Below are 25,552 nucleotides of genomic sequence, written 5' to 3' on the forward strand. Positions count from 1 at the left end.
CCACCGGACCAGCGCTCCCCACCGGACCGGCCCGCCCGGCCGCCGCGCCCGGTGCCGACGCCGCCCCCGGCCCGCCTGCTCGCCCCCCGCGGCCCGACCGTCGCCACGACCCGCCCGTAGGCCGATCTCTCCCGGCCCAGCCTGCGCCAGTGGTCCCGCACGAGGTTGGCGGTCACGGCGTAGAGCCAGGCGTGCGGGTCGTGCACCGCGGCGTGGTCCCGTAGCAGCCGCACGAACGCCTCGGTGGCGAGGTCGTGGCCGAGCTCGCGGTCACCGACCAGCCGCCCGGCCCACCCCGCGAGGGCACCGTAGTGCGCGTCGTAGATCTCCCGTACCGCGCGTTCCCTGTCGCGATCGCCGCTGCGCATCCGACCTCCGTGGGGGTGGTGGGTCGCGTCGGCGATCGGCCCGTGGACCATTGTCGCTCCACGGGCCGACCGGCGACCGGACGCGACGGGCACGTCAGCGCGTGAACCGGGCCTCGTAGACGGCGTGCCGCTGCCCGTCCTGCTCGGCCGCGTTGCCGACCGCCAGGACCAGGCGACCGCCGTGCAGGTCGTCGTGGTAGGTGACGTACGTCGTCCCGGCCGCCCCGCTCGAGGCGACCCTGCGCCAGTGGCCGCCACCCGGGTCGGCATGACCGAACAGGATGCCGGCCACCTGCACGGTCGCGTAGGTCGCCGCGGCCCGGTGGTCCCCGCGTCCCCAGGCGCGCACGAGACGGTCGGCGTAGGTCACCGGCCCGATCGGGTGCGCCTGCGAGAAGCGCACCGCGTAGGCGGCGTGGTTGCGGCCCTCGCCGAGCAGGACGTCGCTGACGCCGATCGTGACCGTGCCGCCGCGGGCATCGTCGTGGTAGGTGACGTAGATCGTGCCGGCCGCGCCCTGCCAGGAGGTCCGTCGCCAGCTGACCCCGCCGGGGGTGGAGTAGGCGAACAGGGCCCGCGCGACCGACCCGGTCGCGAGCAGGTCGGTCTGTCCCCGGTCCCCGCGACCCCAGGCCCGCACCAGGATGTCGGCGTAGGCGACCGGGTTCCGCGTCGGCACCGCGGAGGGCGTCGCTGCGCTCGCGACGGCGCTGGCGGGTGCCGCCGGAGCGGCGGCGTACCCGCCAGCGGTCGGTGTGGCCCCGGTTAGTGCGGCCCCGCTCAGTGTGGCACCGCAGAGGAGCGCGGTGGCGCCGGCGAGGACGAGGGACGGTGTGCTGGTCTTCATGTCGACCTCCCGAGGAACGTGGGCGAAGGCTTCGCCCCAACCCTTGAGACGCCGATGCGGGCAGGCCGGTTGGGTACCGGTCGGGCTCACCCCCAGAAGTCGTCCCAGCCGCCGGTCACCTCGACCCGGGCGGAGGAGCGCACCCGCTCGGTGACCGCGAACCGTCCCCGGTAGAACAGCAGCGGGCGGCCCGGCTGCACCAGCTCGAGACCTTGGACCCGTCCGACGACGACGTCGTGGTCACCGCCGGCGTGCACCGCGTCCACGGCGCAGTGCACCCGGGCCAGGACGTCCGGCAGGGCGGGGGCGTGGTACGCGGACAGGCGCCAGTCGAGGTTCTCGAAACGGGCCCCGGTCGGGGACCCGAAGCGGTCGACGATGTCCTGCTGGTCGTGGCGCAGGATGTTGACGCAGAACGTGCCTGTGTCGCGGATCCGCGGCCACGACCGCCCCCGGTGGTCGGCGCAGAAGAGCACGAGCGGGGGATCGAGCGAGACCGAGGTGAAGGACTGGCAGGCGAACCCGACCGGCCGGCGATCGCCGTCCAGGCCCGTCACGACGGTGACCCCGGTCGCGAAATGGCCCAGGACGTGGCGCATCCGGTCGGGATCGGGACGGGTTCCCGGGGCCGGTGGTTCGGACGCGGCGTGGTCGCGGTCGGCCTCGCCGCGGCTCACCGGGCGCCCCCGTCGACCTCGGGACCGGACGGCTCACCGAGCGCCTCCACCAGCGCGGCGAGCCGGGACGCCTCGTGCTCGGCGAAGGCCCCGTCGGCCTTCTGGATCGCCATCACCGCCACGGTGTCGAGGTCGTCGAGATCGAGGGTGACCCAGGGGGCTCCGCCGCCGAACTGGACCGACACGATCTGGGCCCACTCCAGGTGCCGGGTGACCACCAGGTTGCGCACGACCAGGCCGGCGCGGCTCGGCACCGCGCGAAGCGACGCGTAACGCCAGGCGAGCAGCGCGATCAGCACGCCGATCGCGAAGAACATCAGCCGGTCCACCGTGCTCCAGATCGCGTTGCCCGCCACGGTCGGCAGCAGCACCGCGAGCACGCCGAAGAGCACGAGCGAGCCCCACACGATCCCGAGGGCGACCAGCCGCCCCCGACGCGGGCGGAACAGCGCGAACGCCTCCGCGGAGCCGGACGCGCCGGGCCCACTCGCCGGGTCGGTCACGGCTCAGAGCCGGCAGGCGGCGATGTCGGTGACCAGGATCGCCCGCGCGCCCAGCTCGTAGAGCTGGTCCATGACCCGGTTGCGGCCGTACCGCGGCACCATCGCCCGCACCGCGACCCAGTCCTCGTCCTGCAACGGCGAGACCGTCGGCGACTCGAGCCCGGGGGTCAGCCCGGTGGCCCGGTCGATCAGCTCCCTGGGGCAGTCGTAGTCGAGCATCACGTAGGTCCGCGCCGTGCGCACCCCGGTCAGCCGTCGTTCCAGCACGTCGACGGCGACCTCGCGCCCGGGCCGGTTGCCCTTGATCAGCACCGCCTCGGAGTGCAGGATCGGGTCGCCGAAGGCCGCCAGGCCCTGGGCGCGCAGGGTCGTGCCGGTCTCGACCACGTCGGCGATGACGTCGGCCACGCCGAGGGTGATCGCGTTCTCCACGGCGCCGTCGAGCCGTACCACGTCGGCGTTGATCCCCCGGTCGGCCAGGTCCTTGGACACCAGCCCGGGGAAGGACGTCGCGACCCGCTTGCCCTCGATGTCGCCCACCGACGCGGCCAGTCCCGGCTTGGCGGCATACCGGAAGGTCGAGACGCCGAAGCCCAGGGTCATCAGCTCGATGGCGTCGACCCCCGCGTCGAGCAGCAGGTCGCGGCCGGTGATGCCGGCATCGACGGTCCCGGCGCCGACGTAGACGGCGATGTCGCGCGGGCGCAGGTAGAAGAACTCGACCTCGTTGTCCGGGTCGGTGACGAACAGCTCCTTGGGCTCGCGGCGGGTCCGGTAGCCCGCCTCGCGCAGCATCTCGATGCTCGACTCGGACAGGGAGCCCTTGTTGGGCACGGCAATTCGTAGCATCGGTCGACCTCAGAGGTGGGTGTAGACGTCGTCCAAGGTGATGCCCTTGGCGATCATGAGGACCTGGACGTGGTAGAGCAGCTGGCTGATCTCCGCAGCCGTCTCGGTGTGGGACTGGTACTCCGCGGCCATCCAGACCTCGGCCGCCTCCTCGACGATCTTCTTGCCGATCGCGTGGACGCCCGCGTCGAGGGCGCGCGCCGTGGCGGAGCCCTCCGGTCGGGTGGCGGCCCGGTCGGCCAGCTGCGCGTACAGCTGCTCAAAGCTCTTCACGGGGTCACAGCCTAACGAGGCGTATGCCGCTCACGACCGTCGGTTCACGCCGTGACCGGCGCCGCGGGCCGGGTGCGCGCCCCGCGCAGCGCGGCGACGGTCGCGACCGCGGCGGTGGCGGCCTCGTGCCCCTTGTCCTCCACCGAGCCGGGCAGGCCCGCCCGGTCGAGGGCCTGCTGCTCGTCGTCGCAGGTCAGCACGCCGAAGCCGACCGGGGTGCCGGTGCCGGTCGCCACCTGCGTGAGGCCGACGGTGGCGGCCTGGCAGACGTACTCGAAGTGCGGCGTGCCGCCGCGGATGACGACGCCGAGCGCGACGAGCGCGTCGTAGCGGGGTGCGAGGGTGGCGCAGGCCACGGGCAGCTCGAAGGTGCCGGGTACCCGGACCACGTCGACGTCCGTGACCCCGGCGTCGGCCAGGCCCCGGCGGGCCCCGTCGAGCAGCCCGGCCATGACCCGCTCGTGCCACCGGGCGGCGACGACCGCGACGCGCAGCCCGCGGCCGTCCGCCGAGATCTCGGGGGCGCCGGCCTTCATGCCGTCTCCTCGTCGCTGTGGTCGAGGACCAGGTCGTGGCCCATCCGGTCGCGTTTCGTCTCGAGGTAGCGCTCGTTCTCGGCGCTGACCCCGGTCTGGAGCCGCTCGACGGCCACGACGTCGACGCCGTGCGCCCGCAGCGCCGCCACCTTGCGGGGGTTGTTGGTCAGCAGCACGACGTGGCGCACCCCGAGGTCGTGCAGGATCGCGATGGGCGCGATGTACTCGCGGGCGTCGACGGGCAGCCCGAGCGCGGTCTGGGCGTCGACCGTGTCGGCGCCGCGGTCCTGCTCGGCGTACGCGCGCAGCTTGTCGACCAGCCCGACGCCACGGCCCTCGTGGCCGCCGACGTAGACCACCACGCCGCCCTCTCGTCCCACCCGCGCGAGCGAGGCCTGCAGCTGCGGGCCGCAGTCGCAGCGCAGGGAGCCGAACGCGTCACCGGTCAGGCACTCGGAGTGCAGCCGGGTCAGCACCGGCCCGCGTCCCAGCCCTCGGGGGCTGACCAGGGCGACGTGCTCCTCGCCGGTGAAGGTGTCCCGGTACCCGTGGACGGTGAAGGTGCCGTGCCGGGTCGGGATGCGGGTGGTCGCCAGCCGCTCGACGCGGTCGTGGCGGCGGCGCCACTCGATCAGCGCCTCGATGGTCAGCACGGGCAGACCGTGTGCGCGGCCGAGGTCGAGCACCGCGTCGTAGCGCATCATCGCGCCGTCGTCGTGCACGAGCTCGCCGATGACGCCGACCGGCGGCAGGCCGGCCAGCCGGGCCAGGTCGGTGGCCGCCTCGGTGTGTCCCGGCCGGGCGAAGACCCCGCCGGCCCGGGCCCGCAGCGGGAGCACGTGGCCGGGCCGCACCAGGTCGGCCGGCTCGCTCGCCGGGTCGGCCAGCACCTGGACGGTACGGGTGCGGTCCGCCGCGCTGATGCCGGTGGTCACGCCTTGGGCCGCGTCGACCGAGACGGTGTAGGCGGTGCGCAGCGGGTCCCGGTTGTCGGCGACCATCAGCGGCAGCTCGAGCCGGTCGGCGACCGCGGCGGTCATCGGCGCGCACAGGTAGCCCGACGAGTGCCGGATCGTCCAGGCCAGCCAGTTGCCGGTGGCGGTGGCGGCGGCCAGCACGACGTCGCCCTCGTTCTCCCGGTCGGCCGAGTCGAGGACCAGGACCGGGCGTCCCTGCCGCAGGGCCTGCAGGGCGTCCTCGACGGTGGCCAGCTCCCCGGTCATGACCGCACCCCCGTCGCGGTGCCGGCCGGCTCTCGCGCGGACAGCAGCCGCTCGACGTACTTGGCCAGGACGTCGACCTCGATGTTGACGAGGTCACCGACCTGCTTGCGGCCCAGGGTCGTCAGCTCCAGCGTCGTCGGGATCAGGGAGACCGAGAAACCGTCGTCGCGCACCCCGGTCACCGTCAGGCTCACCCCGTCGACCGTGACCGAGCCCTTCTCCGCCACATACCTGGCGAGCCCCGGGTCGAGGCCGAACGCGACGTCCTCCCAACGCTCCCCCGCGGTCCGCGCGGTGACGACCGCGGTGCCGTCGACGTGGCCCTGCACGACGTGGCCCCCGAACCGGCCGTCGGCCGGCATGGCGCGCTCCAGGTTGACCCGGTCGCCCGGGGCGAGGGCGCCGAGCGAGCTGCGCCGCAGGGTCTCGGCCATGACGTCGACCGTGAAACCCGACGTGTCGTGGTCGGTCACGGTCAGGCACACCCCGTTGACGGCGATCGAGGACCCCCGCACGGCATCGGGGACGACACCCGGTCCCTCGATCCGCACGACCGCGGAGTCGTGCCCCCGGTCGACCCGGGTGACCGTGCCGAGCTCCTCGACGATTCCGGTGAACATCGCTACTCCTTCGCGACAGCGTGGATGCGCACGTCATACCCGATCACGCGCACGTCATTGATCCGCAGCCGGCGGATCCCGGCCATGGTGGTGATGCCGAGGTCTCCCACGGCGGGCGTGCCCGCGCCGAGCAGCGCGGGTGCCAGGTAGGCATAGACCTCGTCGACCAGCTCGCTGCGCACGAACGCCGCCGCCAGCGTCGGCCCGCCCTCGAGCCAGACGTCGCGGATCCCCTTGTCCCACAGCGCCGCCAGTGCCGCGGCCGGATCGTGGGTCGGCAGCACCTGCAGCGCACCGGGCCCGTCCGCGACGCGGGCGCCGGCCGGCACCGGCCGCAGCCCCATCACAGCGCGCAGCGGCTGGCGGGGCAGCGGCCGGTCGTCGAGGTCGCGCACGGTCAGTCGCGGGTCGTCGGCCAGCACCGTGCCGGTGCCGACCAGCACGGCGTCGCGGGCCGCCCGCAGCCGGTGCACGTCGGCCCGCGCCTGCTCGCCGGTGACCCACCGGCTGGTGCCGTCGGCGGCGGCACTGCGACCGTCGAGGGTCGCCGCGAACTTCCAGGTCACCAGCGGCCGGCCGAGCCGGACGGTGCGGGCCCACCGCTCGTTCAGGGCCTCCGCGGCGGCCGCGCAACAGCCGCCGAGGACGCGCACCCCGGCGCGTCGCAACACCCGGGTCCCGCCGGCCGCCGCCGGGTTGGGGTCGGACTGCGCGTAGACGACCGCCTCCACGCCGGCGGCCACGAGCGCGTCGGCGCACGGGCCGGTGCGGCCGGTGTGGGCACACGGCTCCAGCGTCACGTAGGCGGTGCAGCCGCGGGCGCGCTCGCCGGCCCGGGTCAGGGCGGCCACCTCGGCGTGGGGGGTGCCGGCTCCGGCGTGGACCCCCTCCGCGACGACCTGGCCGGCCCGGTCGACCAGCACGCAGCCGACCCGCGGGTTCGGGTCCGGCCAGCGTCCTCGCTCCGCGAGCTCGAGCGCACGCTGCATCCACCGGGTGTCGGGCATCGTGGTCACGCCAACCGCGCGGCTTCCGGTTCGCGGCTCGGACGCTCGGCCCGGGAGGCGCGCAGCCAGACCACGAAGCCGTAGATCACGAAGACCGAGTAGACGGCGTACAGCACGGCCGTCGGCAGGTAGCCGGAGTGCACGAGCAGCGGCACGCCGACGAGGTCGACGGCGATCCAGCAGAGCCAGAACTCGTTCCAGCCGCGCGCCATCGCATAGGTCGCGACCATCGAGCCGATGAAGATCCACGCGTCGCACCAGTAGTACCACCGCGGGGCCGGCCAGCCGGCGCCGATGGTGGCGAACACCCACTGCACCACGGCGACGCCGACGACCCATACGAGCGCCATGCCGAGCCGTTCCCGAGCGGTCGCCCACCGGGGCGTGATCGCTGGTCTGGACCGGTCCCGTCCGTCCTCGCGCTGGACCTGTCGCCAGCGCCACCAGCCGTAGACGCTGGTCAGGATGAAGAAGATCTGTCGCCCGGACTGCCCGAACAACGGTGCGCGCCCGTCCGGGATGTCGAAGGTCACCGTGATGTAGACGAAGAAGAGCAGGACGTTGCCGATGATCCCGACCGGCCAGGCCCAGACCCGCCGGAGCAGGCCGCCGACCGCCGAGCCGAGGCCGAAGAGCACCCCGACCAGCTCGAGCCAGTGCAGCTGGTAGCCGCCGATCGGGATGCTGGCCTCGTAGAGCCAGCGCAGCACGTCCATCTGGTCCTCCTCGGTGTCCGGTCGAATGCTGGGCCGAGATCCGGGGGAGGCACCATGGTGACGACGCCCGCGCCGGTCCGCCGGACCGGGGCTGACGCCACCTCGTGCTGCCTCCCATCCGGACTTTCACCGTCGGTCCCGGAGTTCCACCAGGTCAACCGGCCGCTGGCTGCGGCCGGGTCGCGGACTGTCACCGCCGGCTCGGAATTGCACCGACCCCGGAGCACGTACTCGCATTATGGCACCGACCCGCGCCCGCGCCCCAACCGCCGGTCACCTGACGAGAGGCACGGGTATGCCGCCGAGCCGGCCGAGCGGCATACCCACCACCCGGGGGTGGCCCGGTGGGCAGGACGGCTCGGCGGCCTCAGTGCGCGTGGCGTTGCGCGAGGGCGCGCAGCCGCTCCACGGCGGCGGCGGCGTCCGGCGCGCCGTACACGGCGGACCCGGCGACGAAGACGTCGGCACCGGCGTCGGCGCATCGTTCGAGCGTGTCGCTGCCGACCCCCCCGTCGACCTGCACCCAGATCTCGCCGCCGTGGCGCCGGACCGCCTCGCGCACCTCGCGCACCTTGGGCAGCTGGTCGGCCAGGAAGGACTGGCCGCCGAAGCCGGGCTCGACGGTCATCACCAGGACCATGTCGAGCTCGGGCAGCAGGTCCGCGTAGGGCGCGAACGGCGTGCCCGGCTTCAGCGCCATCGCCGCCCGGGCGCCGGCGGCGCGGATCGCCCGGGCGAGGGTCCGCGGGTCGCGGGCCGCCTCGACGTGGAAGGTCACCGAGCCGCACCCCGCCTCGGCGTACCCGGGCGCCCAGCGGTCCGGGTCCTCGATCATCAGGTGCGCGTCGATCGGGACCGGGCTGACCTGCAGCAGCGCCTCGACGACGGGCAGCCCGAGCGTGAGGTTGGGCACGAAGTGGTTGTCCATCACGTCCACGTGCGCCCAGTCGGCGTTGGCGATCCGCTTCAGCTCCGCCTCGAGGTTGGCGAAGTCGGCGGACAGGATGCTCGGTGAGATCAGCACGGGCCCAGCCTAGGCGCGCCGGGCCGGCCGCCCGCCGCCCTCACGGCTTCCCGGGGACGAGCTCGCGCAGCCCCGGGACCACGTCCTCGACGAAGCTGGTGAGGAAGCGTTCCTGGTCGTGGCCCGGTCCGTGCACGACCAGGTGGTCGAAGCCGAGGTCGGTGTACTCCTTGACCCGGGCCACGACCTCGGCGGGGTCCGCGGTGGCTATCCAGCGCTTCGTCACCGTCGCCAGGGGCAGCCGGTCGGCGGCCGCCTCCATCTCCTGGGGGCTGGCGATCGAGTGCTTCTGCTCCGCGCTGAGCGACAGCGGCGCCCAGAACCGGCAGTTCTCGGCCGCCTGGTCGGCGTCCCGGTCGTAGGAGATCTTCAGCTCGATCATCCGGTCGATCCCCGCCGCACTGCGACCGGCCTTCTGCCGGCCCTCGGCGACCGCGGGCAGCAGCGCGTCCGAGTAGAGGGCGGCCCCCTTGCCGGAGGTGCAGATGAACCCGTCGCCCACCCGCCCGGCGTACCGTGCGACCAGCGGTCCGCCGGCGGCGACGTAGACCGCGGGCAGCGGGTCCGGACGGTCGTAGATCCGGGCCCCGACGGTCCGGTAGTAGTCGCCCTCGAACGTCACCTCGTCCTCGGTCCACAGGGCGCGGATCAGGCGCACCGCCTCACGGAGCCTGCCGAAGCGCTCCTTGAAGGCCGGCCACTCCCCTTCCGCCACGGACCCGACGGCGATCTCGTTGAGCGCCTCTCCCGTACCGACCCCGAGCATCACCCGACCGGGAGCCAGGCACCCCATCGTGGCGAACGCCTGGGCGATGACGGGCGGGTTGTAGCGGAACGTCGGAGTCAGAACCGAGGTGCCGACGACGACGCGTTCGGTACGAGCCAGGACCCAGGGCATCCAGCCCAGCGCGCTGGGCGCGTGCCCGCCGGTGAGGCGCCACGGCTGGAAGTGGTCGGAGATCATCACCGAGTCGAGGCCGAGCCGTTCGGCCAGCACCGCGTACTCGCCGAGCTCCTTGGGGCCGAACTGCTCGGCCGACGCCTTGTAACCGATCTTCATGTGCCTTCCTCTCCCTCTCGTGACGTGCTGCTCGCACCTGGCCGGCGCCCCTTGCGGGCCCGGGAACGGCCGGCCGACGGGTCGATGGGTCCTGCCGCGGTCCGGCCGGCCTGCGTCGCGACCACGCCCGTCCTCACGAGCACGGCGCGCTCCCGACCAGGGGCAGGGACCGGCGGCTGCGCTCCACGAAGACGTCGAACCCCGCCGCCCGTGCGGTGGCCTCGTCCGGCACCCGGCCGTATGTCGTGGTGCGCTGGCGCACCGGCCGTCCGGCGAGGTCGGCGATGGAGCGCATCTCGGCGATGGACTTCAGCGACCCGAAGGACGAGCCGGCCATCCGGCTGATCGTCTCCTCCATCAGGGTCCCGCCCAGATCGTCCGCCCCGGAGCCCAGCATCGTGGCGCAGCCGCTCGGACCGAGCTTGACCCACGAGCACTGCACGTGGTCCACGAGTCCGTGCAGCATGACCCGGGCCAGCGCGTGCACGGCGAGGTTCTCCCGTGGGCTGGGTCCCGGCCGGGCCAGGCCGGCCAGGTAGATCGGCGCGTTGTGGTGGATGAAGGGCAGCGGCACGAACTCGGTGAAGCCGCCGGTCTCGGCCTGGATCCGCGCCAGCAGGCGCAGGTGCCCGACCCAGTGACCGGGGTGGTCGACGTGTCCGTACATCATGGTCGCGGTGGTGGGGATGCCGAGCCGGTGCGCGGTCGTGACGACCTCGACCCAGGCCGAGGTCGGCAGCTTGCCCTTGGTGAGCACCCACCTGACCTCGTCGTCCAGGATCTCCGCCGCCGTACCGGGCAGCGAGTCCACCCCGGCCTCGCGAGCACGTTGCAGCCACTCCCTGACCGGGATCCCCATCCGGGTCGCGCCGTTCAGGACCTCCATCGGCGAGAAGGCGTGCAGGTGCAGGTCCGGCGCCGCGGACTTGACCGCCCGCGCGAGGTCGAAGTAGAAGGTGTCCGGCAGCCGGGGGTCGATCCCGCCCTGCATGCAGACCTCCGTGGCGCCGACCTCCCACGCCTCCCTGGTCCGTCCGGAGACCTGCTCCAGGGACAGCGTGTAGGAGTCGGCGTCGTCACGGCGTTGCGCGAAGGCACAGAAGCGGCATCCGGTGTAGCAGACGTTGGTGAAGTTGATGTTCCGGTTGACCACGAAGGTGACCTCGTCGCCGACGGTGTCGGCGCGCAGCGCGTCGGCCAGTGAGCACAGCCGCGCCAGCGCCTCGCCGTCGCAGGACGCCAGGGCCAGGGCCTCCTCGTCGGAGAGCGCACCGGGACGGCTCTCGGCGGCCCGGAGCGCCGTCTTCACGTCGGCGGGCAGCCGCTCCGGCGCAGCGACGCGCCCCGCCTCGGCTCGCACCGCCGCCCAGCTCCCGAAGGCTCCGCCGGCTGCGTCCCGGTCGCTGCGTCCGGCCGACCGGCGCCCCTCCCGGTCGATCGCCACGTGCAGGTCGGTCCGGCCGGAGGCCTGCACCCCCGGTCCCGCTGCACCCGCCACGTCGGCTGCCACGGAGACCGGGTCCTGCCACGGCCGCCCGGTGACCACCCCGCCCACCCGGGCCAGCCCGGTCCCGGGGTCGGCGAGCGCAGCCACGTGCTCGGCCAGCCTCGGGTGGACCCACGGCTCGCCGCGGAGCACGAACTCGGGCCGGACCGCCAGCCGTTCCGCCAGCGTGAACCCGGCCGCCCGGGTGGCGTCCTGCAGCGCCTGCACCTGCGGCCACGCCCGCTCCGGGTTGACGTGGTCCACGGTGACGGGAGACACCCCACCCCAGTCGTCGATGCCGGCCGCGAGCAGGTCGGCAAGCGACTCCGGCTCGGTCAGGTTGGGCGGTGCCTGGAGCGACACGCCGGGACCGAGCACGATCCGGGCGACGGCGATCGTGGCGAGGTACTCCTCGTGCGCCAGGTCGGGAACGGCCCGCATGGCAGTGTCCGGCTTGGCCCGGAAGTTCTGGACGATCACCTCCTGGATCCCCGAGTAGAGCCGGGCGATCGTGCGCAGCTGGAGCAGCGCGTCGGCCCGCTCCGGCAGGTTCTCCCCGATGCCCACCAGCAGCCCGGTCGTGAACGGGACGTTGACCCGTCCGGCGTCGTGCAGCGTGCGCAACCGGACCGCCGGCTGCTTGTCGGGCGAGCCGTGGTGGCAGCCGCCCGGCTCCGACCACAGCCGCTCCGACGTGGTCTCCAGCATCATCCCCATCGAGGCCGCGACGGGCTTGAGCCGCTGCAGCTCCTCCCACGAGAGCACGCCGGGGTTCAGATGCGGCAACAGGCCGGTCTCCTCGAGCACCCTGATCGCGAGCGCGCGCAGGTAGTCGACCGTCGAGGCATACCCCTTGCTCTGCAGCCACTGCGCCGCCTCGGACCACCTGCCCTCCGGCCGGTCGCCCAGGGTGAACAGCGCCTCCTTGCACCCGGCGTCGGCCCCCGCGCGGCAGATCTCGAGCACCTCGTCCGGGGACAGGTACGGTTGCGCTACCTTGGCGGGCGGCTGGACGAACGTGCAGTAGTGACAGCGGTCCCGGCAGAGCCGGGTGACGGGGACGAACACGTTGCGCGAGTAGGTGATCGTGGCGGCCCGTCCCTGGTCGGCCAGCGCCCGGTCGCGGATCCCGGCGGCGATCCCGCACAGCTCGGCCAGCGCTTCTGCTCGTACCGCCAGGAGCGGGACGAGCTCGTTCGCCGACAGGGTGCGACCGAGCGCCGCCCGGTGCAGGGCACGGCTGACCTCTCGGGGGTTGGGCTCCGTGGTCATCGCTCAGGAACCGAACCGGGCCGTGCCGGCCTTGAGCACGGTCAGCTCGCCGACGTTGGCCTCGAAGTGCGCCATACCGTCCCGGACCCCCGACCGGACCTCGATCTCGTCGCCGGGCAGCACCGGGGCGCTGAGCCGGACGTTCAGCTCGGTGAGGTCCGCGGGGTGCTCCCCGGTCTGGTCCGCGACGATCCGGGTGGCGATACCGAGGGTGCACAGTCCGTGCAGGATCGGCCGCTCGAACCCGTTGGCCGACGCGACCTCGGGGTCGACGTGCACCGGGTGCCGGTCGCCGGTCAGCCGGTACAGCACCGCCTGCCCCCTGCTGGTGGCGTAGCGGTCGCTGTGGTCCAGCTCGACCGGCTCGGTCACCGGCCTGGCTGGGCCGCGTTCGCCACCGAAGCCGCCCAGGCCCGGCAGGAAGATGTCATAGGTCGCCGAGAACTCCCGCGCGGTCACCTCGATCTGCACCAGCGCGGCCTTGCCCTTGTCCAGGACGGCCGCGACCCGTCCGCTCATCTCGAGCGCTCCGGCGGGGGGCAGCGGATGGTGCACGACGAGTCCCTGGGCGGCGTGCAGCGAGCGGGTCGGGTCGTAGGCTCCCAGCCGGCCCGCGGCCTCGACCGCCCACAGCCCCAGTGCGCAGGCGTAGGTGGGCAGGACGCGCAGGTCTCGTTCGTAGACCAGGTCCAGCCGGTCCTCCGGCGCGCCGACCGCCAGCGCGTAGAGGATCGCAGCGGCCTCGTCGTACGACGCGGTGTGGCTGCCCAGGTCGGTGCCGGTCAGGTCGGCGAGCGCGCGTGTCATCTCGCTCATCGGAACGCCGCCAGCCCGGTGATCGCCTGACCGAGGGTGAGGGTATGGATCTCGTTGGTGCCCTCGTAGGTGTAGACCGACTCGAGGTTGGTCATGTGCCTGATGACCGGGTACTCCAGGGTGATCCCGTTGGCGCCGAGGCTGTTGCGCGCCTCCCGGGCGACCTCGACGGCCTGACGGACGTTGTCCATCTTGCCGAAGCTCACCTGGGCAGGAGTCAGCCTCCCGGCGTCCTTGAGCCGGCCGAGGTGCAGTGCCACCAGGGTGGACCGGTTGACGCTGACCATCATCTCGACGAGCTTGCGCTGCACCAGCTGGAACCCGGCGATGGGCCTGCCGAACTGCTCGCGGCTCAGGCTGTAGTCCAGGGCTGCCTCGTAGCAGGCCCGAGCGGCCCCGACCGCGCCGAACAGGATGCCGAACCGCGCCTCGTTCAGGCACGACAGCGGGCCGCGCAGACCGACGACGCCGGGCAGCACGGCAGACTCCGGCAGCCGGACGTCCTGCAGCACCAGCTCGGAGGTGACCGACGCCCGGAGCGAGGCCTTGGCATGGATGTTGCTGGCGGCGAACCCGGGCGTCGTCGTGGGGACGACGAAGCCGCGGATGCCCTCGTCGGTCCGCGCCCAGACGACGGCGACATCGGCGATGCCGCCGTTGGTGATCCACATCTTGGTGCCGTTGAGCACCCAGTCGGAGCCGTCCCGTCGGGCGACGGTGCGCATGCTGCCCGGGTCCGACCCGGAGTCGGGCTCGGTGAGGCCGAAGCAGCCGATCGCCTCGCCTGCGGCCATCTGGGGCAGCCACTCCTGCTTCTGCTCCTCGGAGCCGAACGCGTGGATGGGGAACATGGCCAGCGAGCCCTGCACGGACACGAAGCTGCGGAACCCGGAGTCACCCGCCTCGAGCTCGAGGCAGGCCAAGCCGTAGCTGACCGCGTTGGTGCCGGCGCAGCCGTAACCGTCCAGGTGCATACCGAGCAGCCCCAGGCTGCCCATCTCGGTGGCGAGGTCGCGAGGGAAGACGCCTTCCTCGTACCACCCGGCTATGTCGGGCAGGACACGGTCGACGACGAAACGTCGCACGGTCTGCTTGATCGCGCGTTCGTCCTCGTCCAGCAGGCCGTCGACGGCCAGGAAGTCGCGTGGGTCGTTGGCCCGGCGCGGGTCCAGGGCTTTGCTCATCGTGGCTCCTTCATCTCGTGGTGGTCGGCTCACGGCCCACGTGGCGGTCGTGGGCCGCCTGGATCGCCCGGTGCCTGGCCGGTGAGTCGAGCAGTTCGATCCGGCGTTGCTGCCAGTGCGCGGCGTCGATGTCGTCGCTGACGACGGCGTCGAGGAAGCCCTTGGTGGCGGCCACCGCCGCCAGCTCGGTCGCCGCGATCCGCGCGAGCAGCTCGGTGGCGTGCCCGGCCGTCGCGCCGCCGGGGACCACGGCGCTGGCCAGTCCGGCGGCCACGGCGGCCGGACCGCCGAACCGCTCACCGAGCAGGAACAGCCGGCGGACCGCGTCGATCGGGTAGGTACGGGCGTGCCGGTCCAGTGCGTCGGGGCTGTAGAGCAGCCCCAGGCGGATCGCCGGCACCTGGACGTAGCCGTCCTCGGCGATGACGCGCAGGTCGCAGGCCAGCGCGAGGTCGGCCGCCGCCCCGAGGCACGGCCCCTCGACGGCGGCCACGACGACGCGCGGGCACTGCAGGATCGCGGCGCGGACCCGGGTGACGTCGTCGTCGTACGCCAGGTCTGCCCGCGTCCCGGTCAGCTCGGCGAAGTCGGCGCCGGCCGAGAAGGTGGTTCCCGCGCCGCGCAGCACCAGGCCGGTCACGTCGTCGGGGATGTCGGCCAGTGCGTCGGCCAGCCCACGAAGCATGTCGCGGGTCAGGGCGTTGCGCCGTCGCGGCGCGTCGAGCACCAGGTGCAGGACGCCGCCGTGTCGCTCCGTGGCCAGGCCCGCCGTCATGGGACGGACCCCTGCGCCGGCGACCAGCGCTGCGCCATCGCGGTGCGGTCGAAGCCGAGCACCTCCTCGAGGTCCTCGGAGACGTCGAGCAGGAAGTGCTCGCGGCCCGCACGGGCCACCAGCTGGGCGCCCACGGGAAGCCCGTCCGCCAGGCCACACGGCACCGAGGCTGCGGTGACCCCGGCGGTGTTGAACGGGACGGCGAACGGGAAGGCGCCCCACAGCGCGTCGACGTCCCGGCCGGCGATCTGCGTCGGCCGCTGCCCGAGCGGGAAGGCCGGCACCGCGTTCGTCGGAGTGAGCAGGATGTCGTAGTCGTCGAACAGCCGGTCGATGCGCTGCCGGTACTCCGGCAGCGCGTCGTGGGCGCGCGCCACGTCGGACGGGTCGAGTCTCAGGGCGGCGCGCAGCGACGACCGCTCGTAGCGGGTCAGCTCGTCGGCGAAGCGTTCGAGCAGGTGACCGCGCTCGCGGTGCTCGTCCTCGAGCACGAGGGGTCCGAAGATCTCCTCCCAGCCCTGCACCGGCAGGTCGGTCTGGGTGACGACGTGACCCAGCAAGGACATTGCCCGGGAGGCCTGCTCGACCGCGGCGGCGACCCCCGGGTCGACGGGCCGCCCTTCGGGCCGGGGACAGTAGGCAACGCGAAGGGGTCCGGTCACCGTGCGCCGCGCGAGGTCCCGGTCGGCGAGCACCCCCAGCATCACCCGGGCGTCGGCCACGCGAGAGGCCAGCGGGCCCCCGCTGACGAAGTCGGTCATCGCGCGGAACCCCTTCTCGTCCGGCACGACACCGGGTGAGGGCTTGAGACCGTAGAGCCCGGTGAAGGCGGCGGGGATCCGGATGGACCCGCCGCCGTCGGAACCGACCGCGACCGTGGCCAGCCCAGCCGCGACCGAGGCGGCGGCGCCCCCGCTGGACCCGCCGGGTGTCCGGGTCGGGTCCCACGGGTTGCCGGTGTCGGGCCCCAGCAGGTTGTCCGTCGTCGCGGACTGGCCGAACTCGGCGGTGTTGGTCTTGCCGAGGAACACGCCACCGGCGGCGCGCAGCCGCCGGACGACGCCGGAGTCGTGCTTGGCGACCTGGTCTCGGTAGACCAGTGAGCCCAGGGTGGTCACCACGCCGCTCACGTGGAACGCGTCCTTCACCGACACCGGCACTCCGGCCAGCGGGCCGACCTGCCCGCCTTCGGCGTAGGCCCGCTCCGCCGCACGGGCCTGTCCCAGCGCCAGCTCCGGGGTGACCCGGACGAAGGAGTGCAGCTGCGGGTCCAGCTGCTCGATCCGGGTGAGGAAGGTCTCGGTGACCTCGACCGGGCTCAGCTCCCGGCTGCGGTAGCTCGCCACCAGCCGGGCGATCGAACGCCACGGCAGGTCGTCCCCCGCCGGCTGGTCGTCACCCATGCGGGTACACTCCCCCGCTGATCCCGTACACCTCACCCGTGACGTAGCCGGCCTGGTCGGAGACGAGGAACGAGGTCAGGTTGGCGACGTCGTCCGGCTGGCCGATCCGGCCCACCAGCGAGCGCTTCTCGGCGTACCCGCTGAAGAACTCGTCCGGGTAGATCTTGCGCAGGAAGTCGTTGTAGATCAGGCCCGGGGTGATGGCGTTCACCCGAACGCCGTGCCTGCCGTTCTCCGCCGCCGCGACCCTCGTCAGGGCCAGGACGCCGGCCTTGGCGGCCGAGTAGGCCGCGCCGTGCTCGGTCGAGGTCTCGTACGCCGCGATGGAGCTGATGTTCACGATCGACCCGGACCCGGCCCGGATCATGTGCGGCAGGGCGTGCCGCATGCCCAGGAAGGTCCCGGTCAGGTCGACGTCGAGACAGCGCTGCCAGGTCTGCAGGGACATCTCGGCCACCGGCTCGATCTTCGACCAGCCGGCGTTGTTGACCAGCACGTCCAGCCGGCCGCGCTCGGACACGACACGGTCCATCGCGGCCGCCACCGCGTCAGGGTCGCTGACGTCGAGGACGAACGAGGTGAAGTCCCGGCCGTGCTGCTCCGAGAGGGCTCGGGCCAGTTCCCCGCTGCGCCGCTCGTGGGTGTCGGTCACCACGACGTCGAACCCGTCTGCGGCCAGCCGCCTGCTGATCGCGGCGCCGATGCCGGCACCCGCCGCAGCGGTGACCACGGCCACCTTTCGCTCTGTCATGGGTCTCTCCTTCGAGGTCTTGGTCGGGTTCAGGCCCGCACGGCGGGGATGATCTCGTCGGCCAGCTGCTCCATGTGCCTCATGCGGCCGCCGGACAGCAGGGCGAACGTGATCCGGTCGATGTCCAGGGCGCACAGCTGCTTGAGCCGTGCGACGCAGTGCTCGGCGGTGCCGGCGAGGGCCACCGACTTGACGAACTCGTCGCTGACCACCTGCTTGTGACCCGCGTGCCGGGACAGGTGGTCCACGAGGTGGTACTGGGAGTTGGCGGCCGCGAACTCGGGACGGAACTTCTCCCAGGCCGCCGGCATCGTCTTCCACACGTCGAAGGTGGCGGCCTGGCTGGTCGCCCAGGCCCGCACCCCGGACATCGCCTTCTCCTCGTCGTCGTCGACGGCCATGGTGACGACCAGGTCGATGGTCAGCTCGGAGCGGTCGCGGCCGGCCTTGTCCAGGCCCTCGTAGATGTACTTCAGCTGCCAGTCGACGAACTCGGGGTCGGCCGCCCCCATCAGGACGGCGCCGTCGCACTTGCGGCCGCACAGGCGCAGCATCCCGGGCTGGGACACCGCCAGGTAGATCGGGATCTGCCGGGTCGCGGTGGCCAGCTTCACCTTCGTGCCGTACAGCTCCTGCTCTTCGCCGGTGAACAGGGCCCGGAACTCGTCGATCCCGTCGGACAGCTCGGAGAGCTTCGAGGGCTTGCCGCCGGCGCCGTAGACCGCGGACCAGCCGGCTCCCAGACCGAGCATGGCGTGCCCGTTCGAGAGCTCGTCGAGGGCGATCGTCGCGTTGGCGGTGACCGTGGGGTGCCGGGTGAGCAGGTTGGTCACGGCCGAGCCCACGTACATCTTCTCGGTGGCCAGCGCCGCGAGGTTCATCGCGGCGTAGACGTCCTTCATGCCCAGCTGGAAGTCGATGAACCACATCGCCTCGAAGCCCTTGGCCTCCGCGGCGGCGGCCAGCTCGGTGACGTTGGCAAGCGGTTCACGAGGGCTGACGCCCATCGAGAGTCCCCAGCGGTCCATGGTCAGTTCCTTTCGTCGAGCGTGGCGCGCAACACCTCGGTCACGCCCTGTGGGTTGTCGATGTTCACCAGGTGCCCGGCGTCCGGGATCTCGTGGTAGTGAGCGTCCGGAAGCGCGTCGAGGATGATCTGCGCTGCCTTGAGCGGGCAGAAGGTGTCCTGCGTGGCCCCGACCACGTCGACGTGGACGCCGACCCCGGCCAGCGACGGCGTCAGCGGGTCGTCGCGGAGGGCGGCCATGGCGGCGGCCGCGTTGCGGTAGCCGGCACCGTCGCCCACGGCAGCGAGCCGGGCCGCGACGACGTGGTCGAGCTGCTCGTGTGCCACGGCGAGCCCGGCCGCCGTGTCGTCGCGCAGCGCGGCCGCGAACTCCGGTGAGCCGGTGTCGGCGGCCAGGTCCATGCGCGTGTGGTAAAAGCCCACCGCGGCACGGCCGACCACCGAGGAGGTGCCCAGCACGACGGCCTGCCGTACCAGGTCCGGGCGCCGGGCCGCGGCCCAGAGCGCGACGGTGCCACCGAGTGAGAACCCCACCACGACGGCGGGACCGCTCACCTGCTCGAGGAAGCCGACCAGGTCGCCGCCGAGCTGGGCCAGGGTGGCCGCCGCGGCACCGATGGTCGTGTCGCCGTGACCGCGCAGGTCGTAGGCGAAGGTGTGGCGCTCGCCCAGCGCGGCCTGTTGGTTCGACCAGGTGTGCCGGTCCTCGGCGAGACCGTGGATCATGACCACCGGCTCACCGGTGCCCACCTCCGTGTAGGCCACGTCGATGTCGCCGATCCGGGCTGTGCTCATCGTGCCTCCAGCTGACGTTGCAGGTCGATCTTGCGGATCTTGCCGGCCGCGGTGACCGGCATCTCCGCGACGCAGACGAGCGCCTCGGGCAGCTTCCGCGGAGACAGCCCGCGCGCGCTGAGCCAGTCGTTGAGCTCCTTGAGCGTGGGGGCCGTACCGTTGGGCACGATGACGGCGCAGATCCGCTCGCCGAGCCGCTCGTCGGGAGCGCCGATCACGGCGACCCGACGCACCGCCGGGTGCGCCGCGATCGCGTCCTCGATCGGGACCGGTGAGATGTTCACCCCGCCGCGGATGATCAGGTCCTTCAGCCGCCCGGTCAGGTGCAGGTAGCCCTCGTCGTCGATCGTGGCGAGGTCGCCGGTCCGGAAGAACCCGTCCGGGGTGACCAGCGACCGGTACAGCTCCTCCTGGCCGAGGTAGCCGACGAACACCTGTGGTCCCCGGATCGCCAGCTCACCGGACCCGTCGGGGTCCGGATCCAGGACCGTCAGCTCCAGGTCCGGCAACGGCATACCCGCCGAGGAGGTGACCTTGGCGAGGTCGCCCCCGGGGAGGCAGGTCGTCCCGGCCCCCTCGGTCATGCCCCACAGCACCGTGACGAAGGTGTCCGGTGCCTGCCGGGTCGCGTCCTCGAGCAGGCTCGGCGGCACAGGGGCGCCACCGCAGAGGAAGATCCGCAGCGAGGCCAGCTTCGGCCCTTCCCGCTCCCAGGGGACGTCCATGATGTCCTTGAGGAAGGGCGTGGCCGCTGCGGTGAACGCGCACCGGTGCCGCTCGACCAGCTCGAGGCCGTGCGCCGGGTCCCAGTGCTCCTGCAGGACCAGCGTGGCACCGGTCCACAGCGCGAGCCGACCCCCGTGCCAGGCGCCCACGCTGTGCCCGAGGGGCGAGGGCATGAAGATCGGGGTGTCCTCGTCGACGCCGAACCGGTCGGCGAAGGCCCGGTTGACCGTCGCCAGGGTGTCCTCGGTGTGCATCACCGCCTTGGGCATGCCGGTCGTGCTCGAGGTGAACATCAGATGCGCCACCCCGTCGGGGATCTCCGGCGGCTCGCCGGCCCCGTCGACGTGGCTCCAGCTCGGCGGCCCGTCCGCGTCGACGAGGGCCAGAGCCACCGAACGGCCGGTGGCGCGGGCCGCCGCCAGCGCCCACTCGCCGGTGGTCCGGCCGCGCGAGGTCCGTGGGGCCACGATCGCACGAGCACCGACCAGGCCGACGACGTACGACAGGGTTGTCGCGTCGGTGGTCAGCGGAAGTGTCGCCGGGATCGCGCCGAGCCGGAGGGCGCCCAGGAAGGCGACCTGCCACGCCGCCGTGTTGGGCAGGTAGATCAGCACCCTGTCGCGCTCCCGGACGCCGGAGTCGCGCAGGTCGGCGGCGAATGCTCCGGCTGCGTGCCACAGCTGCGCCCGGGTCAGCACGACCCCTCGGTCGTCCACGAGTGCCGGACGGTCCGGGCCGGCGTCGACGAGTCGGGCGAAGCGGTCGGACAGCCGCTCGCCGGTCCACCAGCCCGCGGCGCGGTACGCCTCGGCCAGCCGCGCGGCGGTGGCCTGCCCCGGGTCGGTCTGCCCTGAGTCGGTCGGCGTTGGGCCGCTGGTGCTGGTCACGTCTAGATCCTCTTGGGTTCGGCGGCTGTTGTCAAGAGAGTGACATCGCTTTTTCCAAAGTCCGATGTCGCTTCTGTTACCATCGGGGTGACTGCATCCATCGAGAACGGGCTCCGCACTTGACTGCACGACCGACGACCTCGAAGGGTCTGCGCACGCGGGCCCACCTGCTGGACTGCGGTCGAGAGGTCTTCGCGCGCGACGGCTACGTGGACGCGCGGATGAGCGACGTCGCGGAAGTGGCCGAGATCTCGATGGGCGGCCTGTACCGGTACTTCGCCAACAAGGAGGAGCTGTTCGCGCAGGTGATCGCGGACCTGCACGAGCAGTTCTACCAGGCCAGCACCGCACGCGAGCACGACTTCGCGACCGAGCCCTACGAAGCGCTGGTCGAGGCCAACCGCGGGTACCTGGCGCTGTACCGGGAGCGGCGTGACGTGATGCGCGCCTTCATCCAGGCCGCGCACGTGGTGGACCGGTTCCGCGACTACTGGTGGCAGATGCGCACTCGTCACGTCAAGCGGTTCGTCGCGGCGCTGGAACGCGTGCACGGGATCACGCGGGTCAACGGGGTCGACGCCGCCCTGGCCGCCGAGTCGGTTGCCTGCATGGTCGAGCAGTCGGCCTACGTGTGGTTCGCCCAGCAGAGCCTGCACGGCGCCGAGGTCGACCTGGAGGATGCCACCCGGGTCGTCGCCCACGCCTGGTACGCGACCTTCTTCAGTCCGCCGGTCGATGAGCCCGCCCCCGGAGGCGTGCGACTGACCCAGACGCGGCCGCGACCGGCCTGACCTCCGGCCCAGGTCCCTCCCGGCCCGGGTCCGCAGCGCTGTCCGGTCGGCTGACGCCGGGCTGCCCCGCCGGCCCGGGGTCCGGCCCGCGCACCTGACATGCCTCGGCTTCATGTCGCGGCCCTCACGGGATCGGGGCGCCCAGCCGGTCGAACACGGCCTGCCCGGCGGCGAACAGGAGAGCCTCGCCGTGTCGGGGGCCGACCAGCTGGACACCCACGGGCAGGCCGTCCGCGAGGCCGGCGGGTACCGCGAGAGCAGGGTTACCCGTGACGTTGGCGAACGCAGTGTCCCGGCACAGCACCCAGTCGCGATCCTGGGCGACGCCGCCCAGCACCACCTGTTCGACGTAGGCCCGAGGCGCGGTGCAGGGTATGCCGTTGAGCAGCACCACCTGGAACGAGCCGAGCAGCCGGTTCCACTCCCGGACGACGGCCCTACGGGACTCGAGCGCGTCGAGGTAGTCGCACGCCGTGGTGCGCAGGGCATCCTCGAGGCGCTGCCGGACGTACGGGGAGTAGTCGTCGCCGCGCTCGGCCAGCAAGGAGCGATGCACCTGACCGGCCTCGGCCGCCATGATGGTGAAGTTGACCCGAGCGGCATCGGCGAGCGACGGGCCGCCTTCGACGATCTCGACCACGGCGCCGGCGTCCTCGAGCGCTCGCGATGCGTCCGACTGCGCCTGCCGGACGGGCCCTTCGACGACATCCTGGGGAAGCACCACACCCACGCGCAGACCCCGCACCGATCCGGGCGGCCCTGGCAGGGGCAGCCGGTCGGACCCGGACCGCAGCACGGCGTGCAGCAGCCTCGCGTCCTCGGGGGTACGGGCCAGCGGCCCGACGCAGTCGAGGGTCTGCGACAGCGGGAAGACGCCGCGAGTGCTGATCTCGCCCTTGGTCGGCTTCAGCCCCACGACCCCGCACAGCCCGGCCGGGATGCGCACCGATCCCGCGGTGTCGGTCCCCAGGGCGCCGAAGCAGGTACCCGATGCCAGCGCGGCCGCGCTGCCACCCGAGGAGCCACCCACCATGCGGTCGAGGTTCCAGGGGTTGCGCGTCGGCTCGGTCGTGCCGCCGTAGGCGAACTCGTGGGTGTTGGCCTTTCCGACCAGCACCGCGCCGGCGTCGCGGAGCCGGCGCCAGGCGACGCTGTCCCGGCGGGCCACGTTGTCCGCAAGTGCCCGGCTGCCTGCCGCGGTGACCATCCCCTGCACGTCGAACAGGTCCTTCACGGCGACCGGCACCCCGGTCAGCACCGGAGCCTCCTCGCGGTCGCGGTCGAGCGTGGCCTGGGCGCTGCGGGCCTGTTCGCGGGCCGACTCCGCCGTCACGGTGACGAAGGCCCTGACCTGGGGCTCCACCTGCTCGATCCGGGCCAGAACGGCTTCGACGACCTCGACCGCACCGACCTCCCGGGCCCGCAGCCGACCGGCCAGCTCGACCAGGGACCAGCGGTGCCACTCAGCCGACACCAATGTACTTCTCCTGTACGTCCCGGGCCGCCCCGAACTGCTCGCGGGTGCCGTCGAAGACGATCCGGCCGGCGGACATCACGAGCACCCGGGTGGCGACCGACAGGGCCAGCTCGACGTTCTGCTCCACCAGCACGATCGCACCGTGTTCGTTGCTGCGCACCAGCTCGCGCAGCACCTCGGCGATCTCGAGGACGACCGAGGGGGCCAGCCCCTCGGACGGTTCGTCCAGCAGCAGCAGGTCGGGGTTGCTGCTCAGGGCGCGCGCGATGGCGAGCATCTGCTGCTCTCCCCCGCTGAGCTGGGTGCCCAGCGCGGCCGACCTGTCCCCGAGCACCCGGAAGGTGTCGAAGAGCCGGTCCAGGGTCCAGCGCCCCTCGCCGCGAGGGCCCTTCCGGGCGGCCATGGTCAGGTGCTCTCGGACGGTGCACGAGGCGAACACCTGCCTGGTCTCCGGGACCAGGCCGATGCCCCGGCGGGAGCGTTGGATGGCGGACTCGCCCGTGATGTCGGCTCCGTTGAACGAGATCTTCCCGGAGGTGACCGGCACCACGCCCGCGATCGTCGACAGGCAGGTGGTCTTGCCCATGCCGTTGCGCCCGAGCAGGGCCACCACGGAGCCCGCCTCGATGCCGAAGTCGACGCCGTGAAGGACCGGGGTCGCACCGTACCCGGAGGCGACCGCCTCCAACGTCAGCACACTCACTTCGACGCCTCTCCACCGGTGCCGAAGTAGATGTCGGCCACCAGCTGGTTCTTCCGTACCTCGTCGGGTGTTCCGTCGACCGCCACCTTGCCACGTGCCATCACGATCACGCGCTGGGCGAAGCCGAAGACCATGTCCATGTCGTGGGCGACCAGCACCACGGTGATCTTCGGGTCGAGCTGCGCGATGCGCTCCACCAGGGCGGTGTTCTCCGCACCGGTCAGACCCACGTTCGGCTCGTCCAGCAACAGCACCTTCGGCGAGCGGGCCATCGCGAGCGCCAGCTCCAAAGAGCGCTGCTGGCCGTAGGACAGGCTCTCCGGACGCACGTCCCAGGCTCGTTGCGGCACTCCCCAGTCGGCCAGGAGCGACTCCGCCCGCTGCTTCGAGTCCTGGTTGCCACGTGCTCGCACCCAGCCTCGTCGACCCGGGGTCAGGCAGGCGAGCTCCGCCTGCTCGCGGGCCGTCAGACCCTCCATCAGGTTCGTGATCTGGAAGGACCGGGTGATGCCCAGGTTCGCTCGGCGGTACGGGCCCAGCCTGGTGATGTCGACCTCCCCCAGCCGGATGCGACCGGACGTCGACCGGGTCTGGCCTCCCATCAGCGAGAGCAGGCTGCTCTTGCCTGCGCCGTTCGGGCCGATGATCGCGACCCGCGCGCCCGGCTCGAACGTCAGGCTGACGTCGCTGACTGCTCGCACGCCGCCGTACCGCAGGGACACTCCCTCAAGACTGAACACGGGCGACCTCCTCCTCGCGTCGGCGGGATGCCCGCTTCCTGCGGGTGATCGCGATACCGCGCAGCACGACGAGCGCGATGACGAACAGGACCCCCAGGACCAGGTTCTTGTGGTCCGGTGCGTACTGGTCCGCGAAGAACCCGGCGAGCTCGACCACGACCGCGCCGATGACGCCACCCCAGAGGCGGCCGATCCCCCCGATGATGATCATCAGCACGATCAGCCCGGACTGGGCGATCCCCACGTTGGCCGGCGCCATGATCCCGCTGTAGTAGGCGAACAGGACGCCGGCCACCCCCGCGATGGCACCGGCGGCGATGAACGCGCTGTACTGGTAGAGCCACGTGTTGTAGCCGAGCGCCGACATGCGCTGCTGGTTCTCCCGGATGCCGCGCAGGACCAGCCCGTACCGCGAGCTGACCAGCAGGTACAGCACCAGCGCGGCCACCGCGCTCACGACCAGCGTGAAGTAGTACATGTTCAGGCTGGTCCAGCGGATGACCAGCGGGGCGACCTCGGGTGGCGCGATACCCACCACGGCCTCGGCGCCGCTGGTCTGCAGCACGTCCCACTGCTGGGCGAGGCTGTAGATCATCTGCCCCATCGCGAAGGTGACCAGGATGAAGTAGATGCCCCGGGTCCGCAGCGCGACGAAACCCACGACGGCAGCCACGACCGAGGCGACCAGCACGGAGATGGCCATCCCGATCCAGAAGTTGGTCACTCCGCCGTCCACCATCAGCATCCCGACGGTGTAGCCGCCGGCGCCGAAGAAGGCGGCGTGTCCCAGCGAGATCATCCCGGCATAGCCGTAGATCAGGTCCAGGCTCATGGCGAGCAGCGCGAGGATCACGATGCGGGTGGCGAGGTCCTGGTGGAACGGGGTCAGCACCAACGGCAGCAGGACCAGCACTGCGGCGAACGCCGCCGTCACCAGCAGTCGTCTCAACCGTGCCTGACCCTCCGGGTTTCCTCGGGGCGCGCCGTTCCGCCCCCTTCCGGCGCGGTCGGTCGGG

General features: G+C 72.6%; 27 protein-coding genes and 1 riboswitch. Of the genes, 1 reads left to right on the plus strand and 26 read right to left on the minus strand.

Annotated features, from left to right (window positions below):
• The 22 genes from WMI84_RS01150 to WMI84_RS01255 all read right to left on the minus strand — a co-directional run.
• The coding region (locus tag WMI84_RS01150; protein ID WP_347350155.1) for a sigma factor at positions 1–368 on the minus strand (368 nt) is incomplete at its 3' end.
• Between the two features lie 94 nt (positions 369–462).
• Positions 463–1,215: a hypothetical protein gene (locus WMI84_RS01155; protein ID WP_347350156.1), complete on the minus strand. Its 753-nt coding sequence runs from the start codon at positions 1,213–1,215 to the stop codon at positions 463–465.
• A gap of 86 nt (positions 1,216–1,301) precedes the next feature.
• Positions 1,302–1,892 (minus strand): flavin reductase family protein, encoded by a 591-nt coding sequence (locus WMI84_RS01160; protein WP_347350157.1) that lies wholly within the window; start codon positions 1,890–1,892, stop codon positions 1,302–1,304.
• Positions 1,889–2,395: a PH domain-containing protein gene (locus tag WMI84_RS01165; RefSeq protein ID WP_347350158.1), complete on the minus strand. Its 507-nt coding sequence runs from the start codon at positions 2,393–2,395 to the stop codon at positions 1,889–1,891. The genes WMI84_RS01160 and WMI84_RS01165 overlap by 4 nt, the downstream gene beginning before the upstream one ends.
• A 3-nt stretch (positions 2,396–2,398) precedes the next feature.
• A complete protein-coding gene (gene hisG, locus WMI84_RS01170) occupies positions 2,399–3,244 on the minus strand; it encodes an ATP phosphoribosyltransferase (RefSeq protein ID WP_347350159.1) in 846 nt (281 codons plus the stop codon).
• Positions 3,245–3,253: 9 nt separating this feature from the next.
• On the minus strand, positions 3,254–3,517 hold the full coding sequence (locus tag WMI84_RS01175) for a phosphoribosyl-ATP diphosphatase (protein WP_347350160.1): 264 nt from the start codon (positions 3,515–3,517) through the stop codon (positions 3,254–3,256).
• 44 nt (positions 3,518–3,561) lie between these two features.
• Positions 3,562–4,053, minus strand: coding sequence for a 6,7-dimethyl-8-ribityllumazine synthase (gene ribH / locus WMI84_RS01180; protein WP_347350161.1), 492 nt, complete (start codon positions 4,051–4,053; stop codon positions 3,562–3,564).
• Positions 4,050–5,276 carry a 3,4-dihydroxy-2-butanone-4-phosphate synthase gene (gene ribB / locus WMI84_RS01185; RefSeq protein WP_347350162.1) on the minus strand — a complete coding sequence of 409 codons (1,227 nt, stop codon included), beginning with the start codon at positions 5,274–5,276 and terminating at the stop codon, positions 4,050–4,052. Before ribB ends, ribH begins: the two co-directional genes overlap by 4 nt.
• Positions 5,273–5,896: a riboflavin synthase gene (locus WMI84_RS01190; protein ID WP_347350163.1), complete on the minus strand. Its 624-nt coding sequence runs from the start codon at positions 5,894–5,896 to the stop codon at positions 5,273–5,275. Before WMI84_RS01190 ends, ribB begins: the two co-directional genes overlap by 4 nt.
• 2 nt (positions 5,897–5,898) lie before the next feature.
• Positions 5,899–6,903, minus strand: a complete 1,005-nt coding sequence (gene ribD, locus WMI84_RS01195; protein WP_347350164.1) for a bifunctional diaminohydroxyphosphoribosylaminopyrimidine deaminase/5-amino-6-(5-phosphoribosylamino)uracil reductase RibD — start codon at positions 6,901–6,903, stop codon at positions 5,899–5,901.
• Positions 6,904–6,908: 5 nt separating this feature from the next.
• Positions 6,909–7,619, minus strand: coding sequence for a nicotinamide riboside transporter PnuC (gene pnuC, locus WMI84_RS01200; protein ID WP_347350165.1), 711 nt, complete (start codon positions 7,617–7,619; stop codon positions 6,909–6,911).
• 101 nt (positions 7,620–7,720) lie between these two features.
• A riboswitch (FMN riboswitch) is annotated at positions 7,721–7,849 on the minus strand.
• Positions 7,850–7,986: 137 nt separating this feature from the next.
• Positions 7,987–8,643: a ribulose-phosphate 3-epimerase gene (gene rpe / locus WMI84_RS01205; RefSeq protein WP_347350166.1), complete on the minus strand. Its 657-nt coding sequence runs from the start codon at positions 8,641–8,643 to the stop codon at positions 7,987–7,989.
• Positions 8,644–8,683: 40 nt separating this feature from the next.
• Positions 8,684–9,703, minus strand: coding sequence for a glucose-6-phosphate dehydrogenase (coenzyme-F420) (gene fgd / locus WMI84_RS01210; protein ID WP_347350167.1), 1,020 nt, complete (start codon positions 9,701–9,703; stop codon positions 8,684–8,686).
• Positions 9,704–9,836: 133 nt separating this feature from the next.
• The gene (locus tag WMI84_RS01215; RefSeq protein ID WP_347350168.1) at positions 9,837–12,461 is read right to left on the minus strand and encodes a bifunctional FO biosynthesis protein CofGH; all 2,625 of its coding nucleotides are present in this window, start codon (positions 12,459–12,461) and stop codon (positions 9,837–9,839) included.
• A 3-nt stretch (positions 12,462–12,464) separates the two neighbouring features.
• Positions 12,465–13,277, minus strand: a complete 813-nt coding sequence (locus WMI84_RS01220; RefSeq protein ID WP_347350169.1) for a MaoC/PaaZ C-terminal domain-containing protein — start codon at positions 13,275–13,277, stop codon at positions 12,465–12,467.
• Positions 13,274–14,461 carry an acyl-CoA dehydrogenase family protein gene (locus WMI84_RS01225; protein WP_347350170.1) on the minus strand — a complete coding sequence of 396 codons (1,188 nt, stop codon included), beginning with the start codon at positions 14,459–14,461 and terminating at the stop codon, positions 13,274–13,276. The genes WMI84_RS01220 and WMI84_RS01225 overlap by 4 nt, the downstream gene beginning before the upstream one ends.
• Before the next feature lie 10 nt (positions 14,462–14,471).
• The gene (locus WMI84_RS01230) at positions 14,472–15,236 is read right to left on the minus strand and encodes an enoyl-CoA hydratase/isomerase family protein (protein ID WP_347350171.1); all 765 of its coding nucleotides are present in this window, start codon (positions 15,234–15,236) and stop codon (positions 14,472–14,474) included.
• A complete protein-coding gene (locus tag WMI84_RS01235) occupies positions 15,233–16,639 on the minus strand; it encodes an amidase (protein ID WP_347350172.1) in 1,407 nt (468 codons plus the stop codon). The genes WMI84_RS01230 and WMI84_RS01235 overlap by 4 nt, the downstream gene beginning before the upstream one ends.
• On the minus strand, positions 16,632–17,390 hold the full coding sequence (locus WMI84_RS01240) for an SDR family NAD(P)-dependent oxidoreductase (protein ID WP_347350173.1): 759 nt from the start codon (positions 17,388–17,390) through the stop codon (positions 16,632–16,634). Before WMI84_RS01240 ends, WMI84_RS01235 begins: the two co-directional genes overlap by 8 nt.
• A 29-nt stretch (positions 17,391–17,419) precedes the next feature.
• Positions 17,420–18,418, minus strand: a complete 999-nt coding sequence (locus tag WMI84_RS01245) for an LLM class flavin-dependent oxidoreductase (RefSeq protein ID WP_347350174.1) — start codon at positions 18,416–18,418, stop codon at positions 17,420–17,422.
• 2 nt (positions 18,419–18,420) lie between these two features.
• Positions 18,421–19,212, minus strand: a complete 792-nt coding sequence (locus tag WMI84_RS01250; RefSeq protein ID WP_347350175.1) for an alpha/beta hydrolase — start codon at positions 19,210–19,212, stop codon at positions 18,421–18,423.
• Complete coding sequence (locus WMI84_RS01255) at positions 19,209–20,825, minus strand: AMP-binding protein (protein WP_347350176.1); 1,617 nt, start codon at positions 20,823–20,825, stop codon at positions 19,209–19,211. The genes WMI84_RS01250 and WMI84_RS01255 overlap by 4 nt, the downstream gene beginning before the upstream one ends.
• 119 nt (positions 20,826–20,944) lie before the next feature.
• Between WMI84_RS01255 and WMI84_RS01260 the strand changes: the two genes are divergently transcribed.
• Positions 20,945–21,616, plus strand: coding sequence for a TetR/AcrR family transcriptional regulator (locus WMI84_RS01260; protein ID WP_347350177.1), 672 nt, complete (start codon positions 20,945–20,947; stop codon positions 21,614–21,616).
• 124 nt (positions 21,617–21,740) lie between these two features.
• Here WMI84_RS01260 and WMI84_RS01265 read toward each other — a convergent pair whose 3' ends face one another.
• From WMI84_RS01265 to WMI84_RS01280, 4 genes are read right to left on the minus strand one after another with little or no spacing between them, the layout of a single operon-like run.
• Entirely contained in the window at positions 21,741–23,090 is a 1,350-nt protein-coding gene (locus WMI84_RS01265) for an amidase (protein WP_347350178.1), read from the minus strand.
• A complete protein-coding gene (locus tag WMI84_RS01270) occupies positions 23,080–23,796 on the minus strand; it encodes an ABC transporter ATP-binding protein (RefSeq protein ID WP_347350179.1) in 717 nt (238 codons plus the stop codon). Before WMI84_RS01270 ends, WMI84_RS01265 begins: the two co-directional genes overlap by 11 nt.
• Complete coding sequence (locus tag WMI84_RS01275) at positions 23,793–24,536, minus strand: ATP-binding cassette domain-containing protein (RefSeq protein WP_347350180.1); 744 nt, start codon at positions 24,534–24,536, stop codon at positions 23,793–23,795. Before WMI84_RS01275 ends, WMI84_RS01270 begins: the two co-directional genes overlap by 4 nt.
• Positions 24,523–25,485 (minus strand): branched-chain amino acid ABC transporter permease, encoded by a 963-nt coding sequence (locus tag WMI84_RS01280; RefSeq protein WP_347350181.1) that lies wholly within the window; start codon positions 25,483–25,485, stop codon positions 24,523–24,525. The genes WMI84_RS01275 and WMI84_RS01280 overlap by 14 nt, the downstream gene beginning before the upstream one ends.
• Positions 25,486–25,552: the final 67 nt, after the last annotated feature.

Source organism: Intrasporangium sp. (assembly GCF_039812505.1).
Classification (GTDB): Bacteria; Actinomycetota; Actinomycetes; order Actinomycetales; family Dermatophilaceae; genus Intrasporangium_A.

Excerpts from the sequence above, each read along its gene's own strand:
- WMI84_RS01155 (WP_347350156.1), bottom strand. The coding sequence starts at position 1,215 with ATGAAGACCAGCACACCGTCCCTCGTCCTCGCCGGCGCCACCGCGCTC.
- hisG (WP_347350159.1), bottom strand. The coding sequence starts at position 3,244 with ATGCTACGAATTGCCGTGCCCAACAAGGGCTCCCTGTCCGAGTCGAGC.
- ribH (WP_347350161.1), bottom strand. The coding sequence starts at position 4,053 with ATGAAGGCCGGCGCCCCCGAGATCTCGGCGGACGGCCGCGGGCTGCGC.
- ribB (WP_347350162.1), bottom strand. The coding sequence starts at position 5,276 with ATGACCGGGGAGCTGGCCACCGTCGAGGACGCCCTGCAGGCCCTGCGG.
- WMI84_RS01190 (WP_347350163.1), bottom strand. The coding sequence starts at position 5,896 with ATGTTCACCGGAATCGTCGAGGAGCTCGGCACGGTCACCCGGGTCGAC.
- ribD (WP_347350164.1), bottom strand. The coding sequence starts at position 6,903 with ATGCCCGACACCCGGTGGATGCAGCGTGCGCTCGAGCTCGCGGAGCGA.
- pnuC (WP_347350165.1), bottom strand. The coding sequence starts at position 7,619 with ATGGACGTGCTGCGCTGGCTCTACGAGGCCAGCATCCCGATCGGCGGC.
- fgd (WP_347350167.1), bottom strand. The coding sequence starts at position 9,703 with ATGAAGATCGGTTACAAGGCGTCGGCCGAGCAGTTCGGCCCCAAGGAG.
- WMI84_RS01215 (WP_347350168.1), bottom strand. The coding sequence starts at position 12,461 with ATGACCACGGAGCCCAACCCCCGAGAGGTCAGCCGTGCCCTGCACCGG.
- WMI84_RS01220 (WP_347350169.1), bottom strand. The coding sequence starts at position 13,277 with ATGAGCGAGATGACACGCGCGCTCGCCGACCTGACCGGCACCGACCTG.
- WMI84_RS01225 (WP_347350170.1), bottom strand. The coding sequence starts at position 14,461 with ATGAGCAAAGCCCTGGACCCGCGCCGGGCCAACGACCCACGCGACTTC.
- WMI84_RS01230 (WP_347350171.1), bottom strand. The coding sequence starts at position 15,236 with ATGACGGCGGGCCTGGCCACGGAGCGACACGGCGGCGTCCTGCACCTG.
- WMI84_RS01235 (WP_347350172.1), bottom strand. The coding sequence starts at position 16,639 with ATGGGTGACGACCAGCCGGCGGGGGACGACCTGCCGTGGCGTTCGATC.
- WMI84_RS01240 (WP_347350173.1), bottom strand. The coding sequence starts at position 17,390 with ATGACAGAGCGAAAGGTGGCCGTGGTCACCGCTGCGGCGGGTGCCGGC.
- WMI84_RS01245 (WP_347350174.1), bottom strand. The coding sequence starts at position 18,418 with ATGGACCGCTGGGGACTCTCGATGGGCGTCAGCCCTCGTGAACCGCTT.
- WMI84_RS01250 (WP_347350175.1), bottom strand. The coding sequence starts at position 19,212 with ATGAGCACAGCCCGGATCGGCGACATCGACGTGGCCTACACGGAGGTG.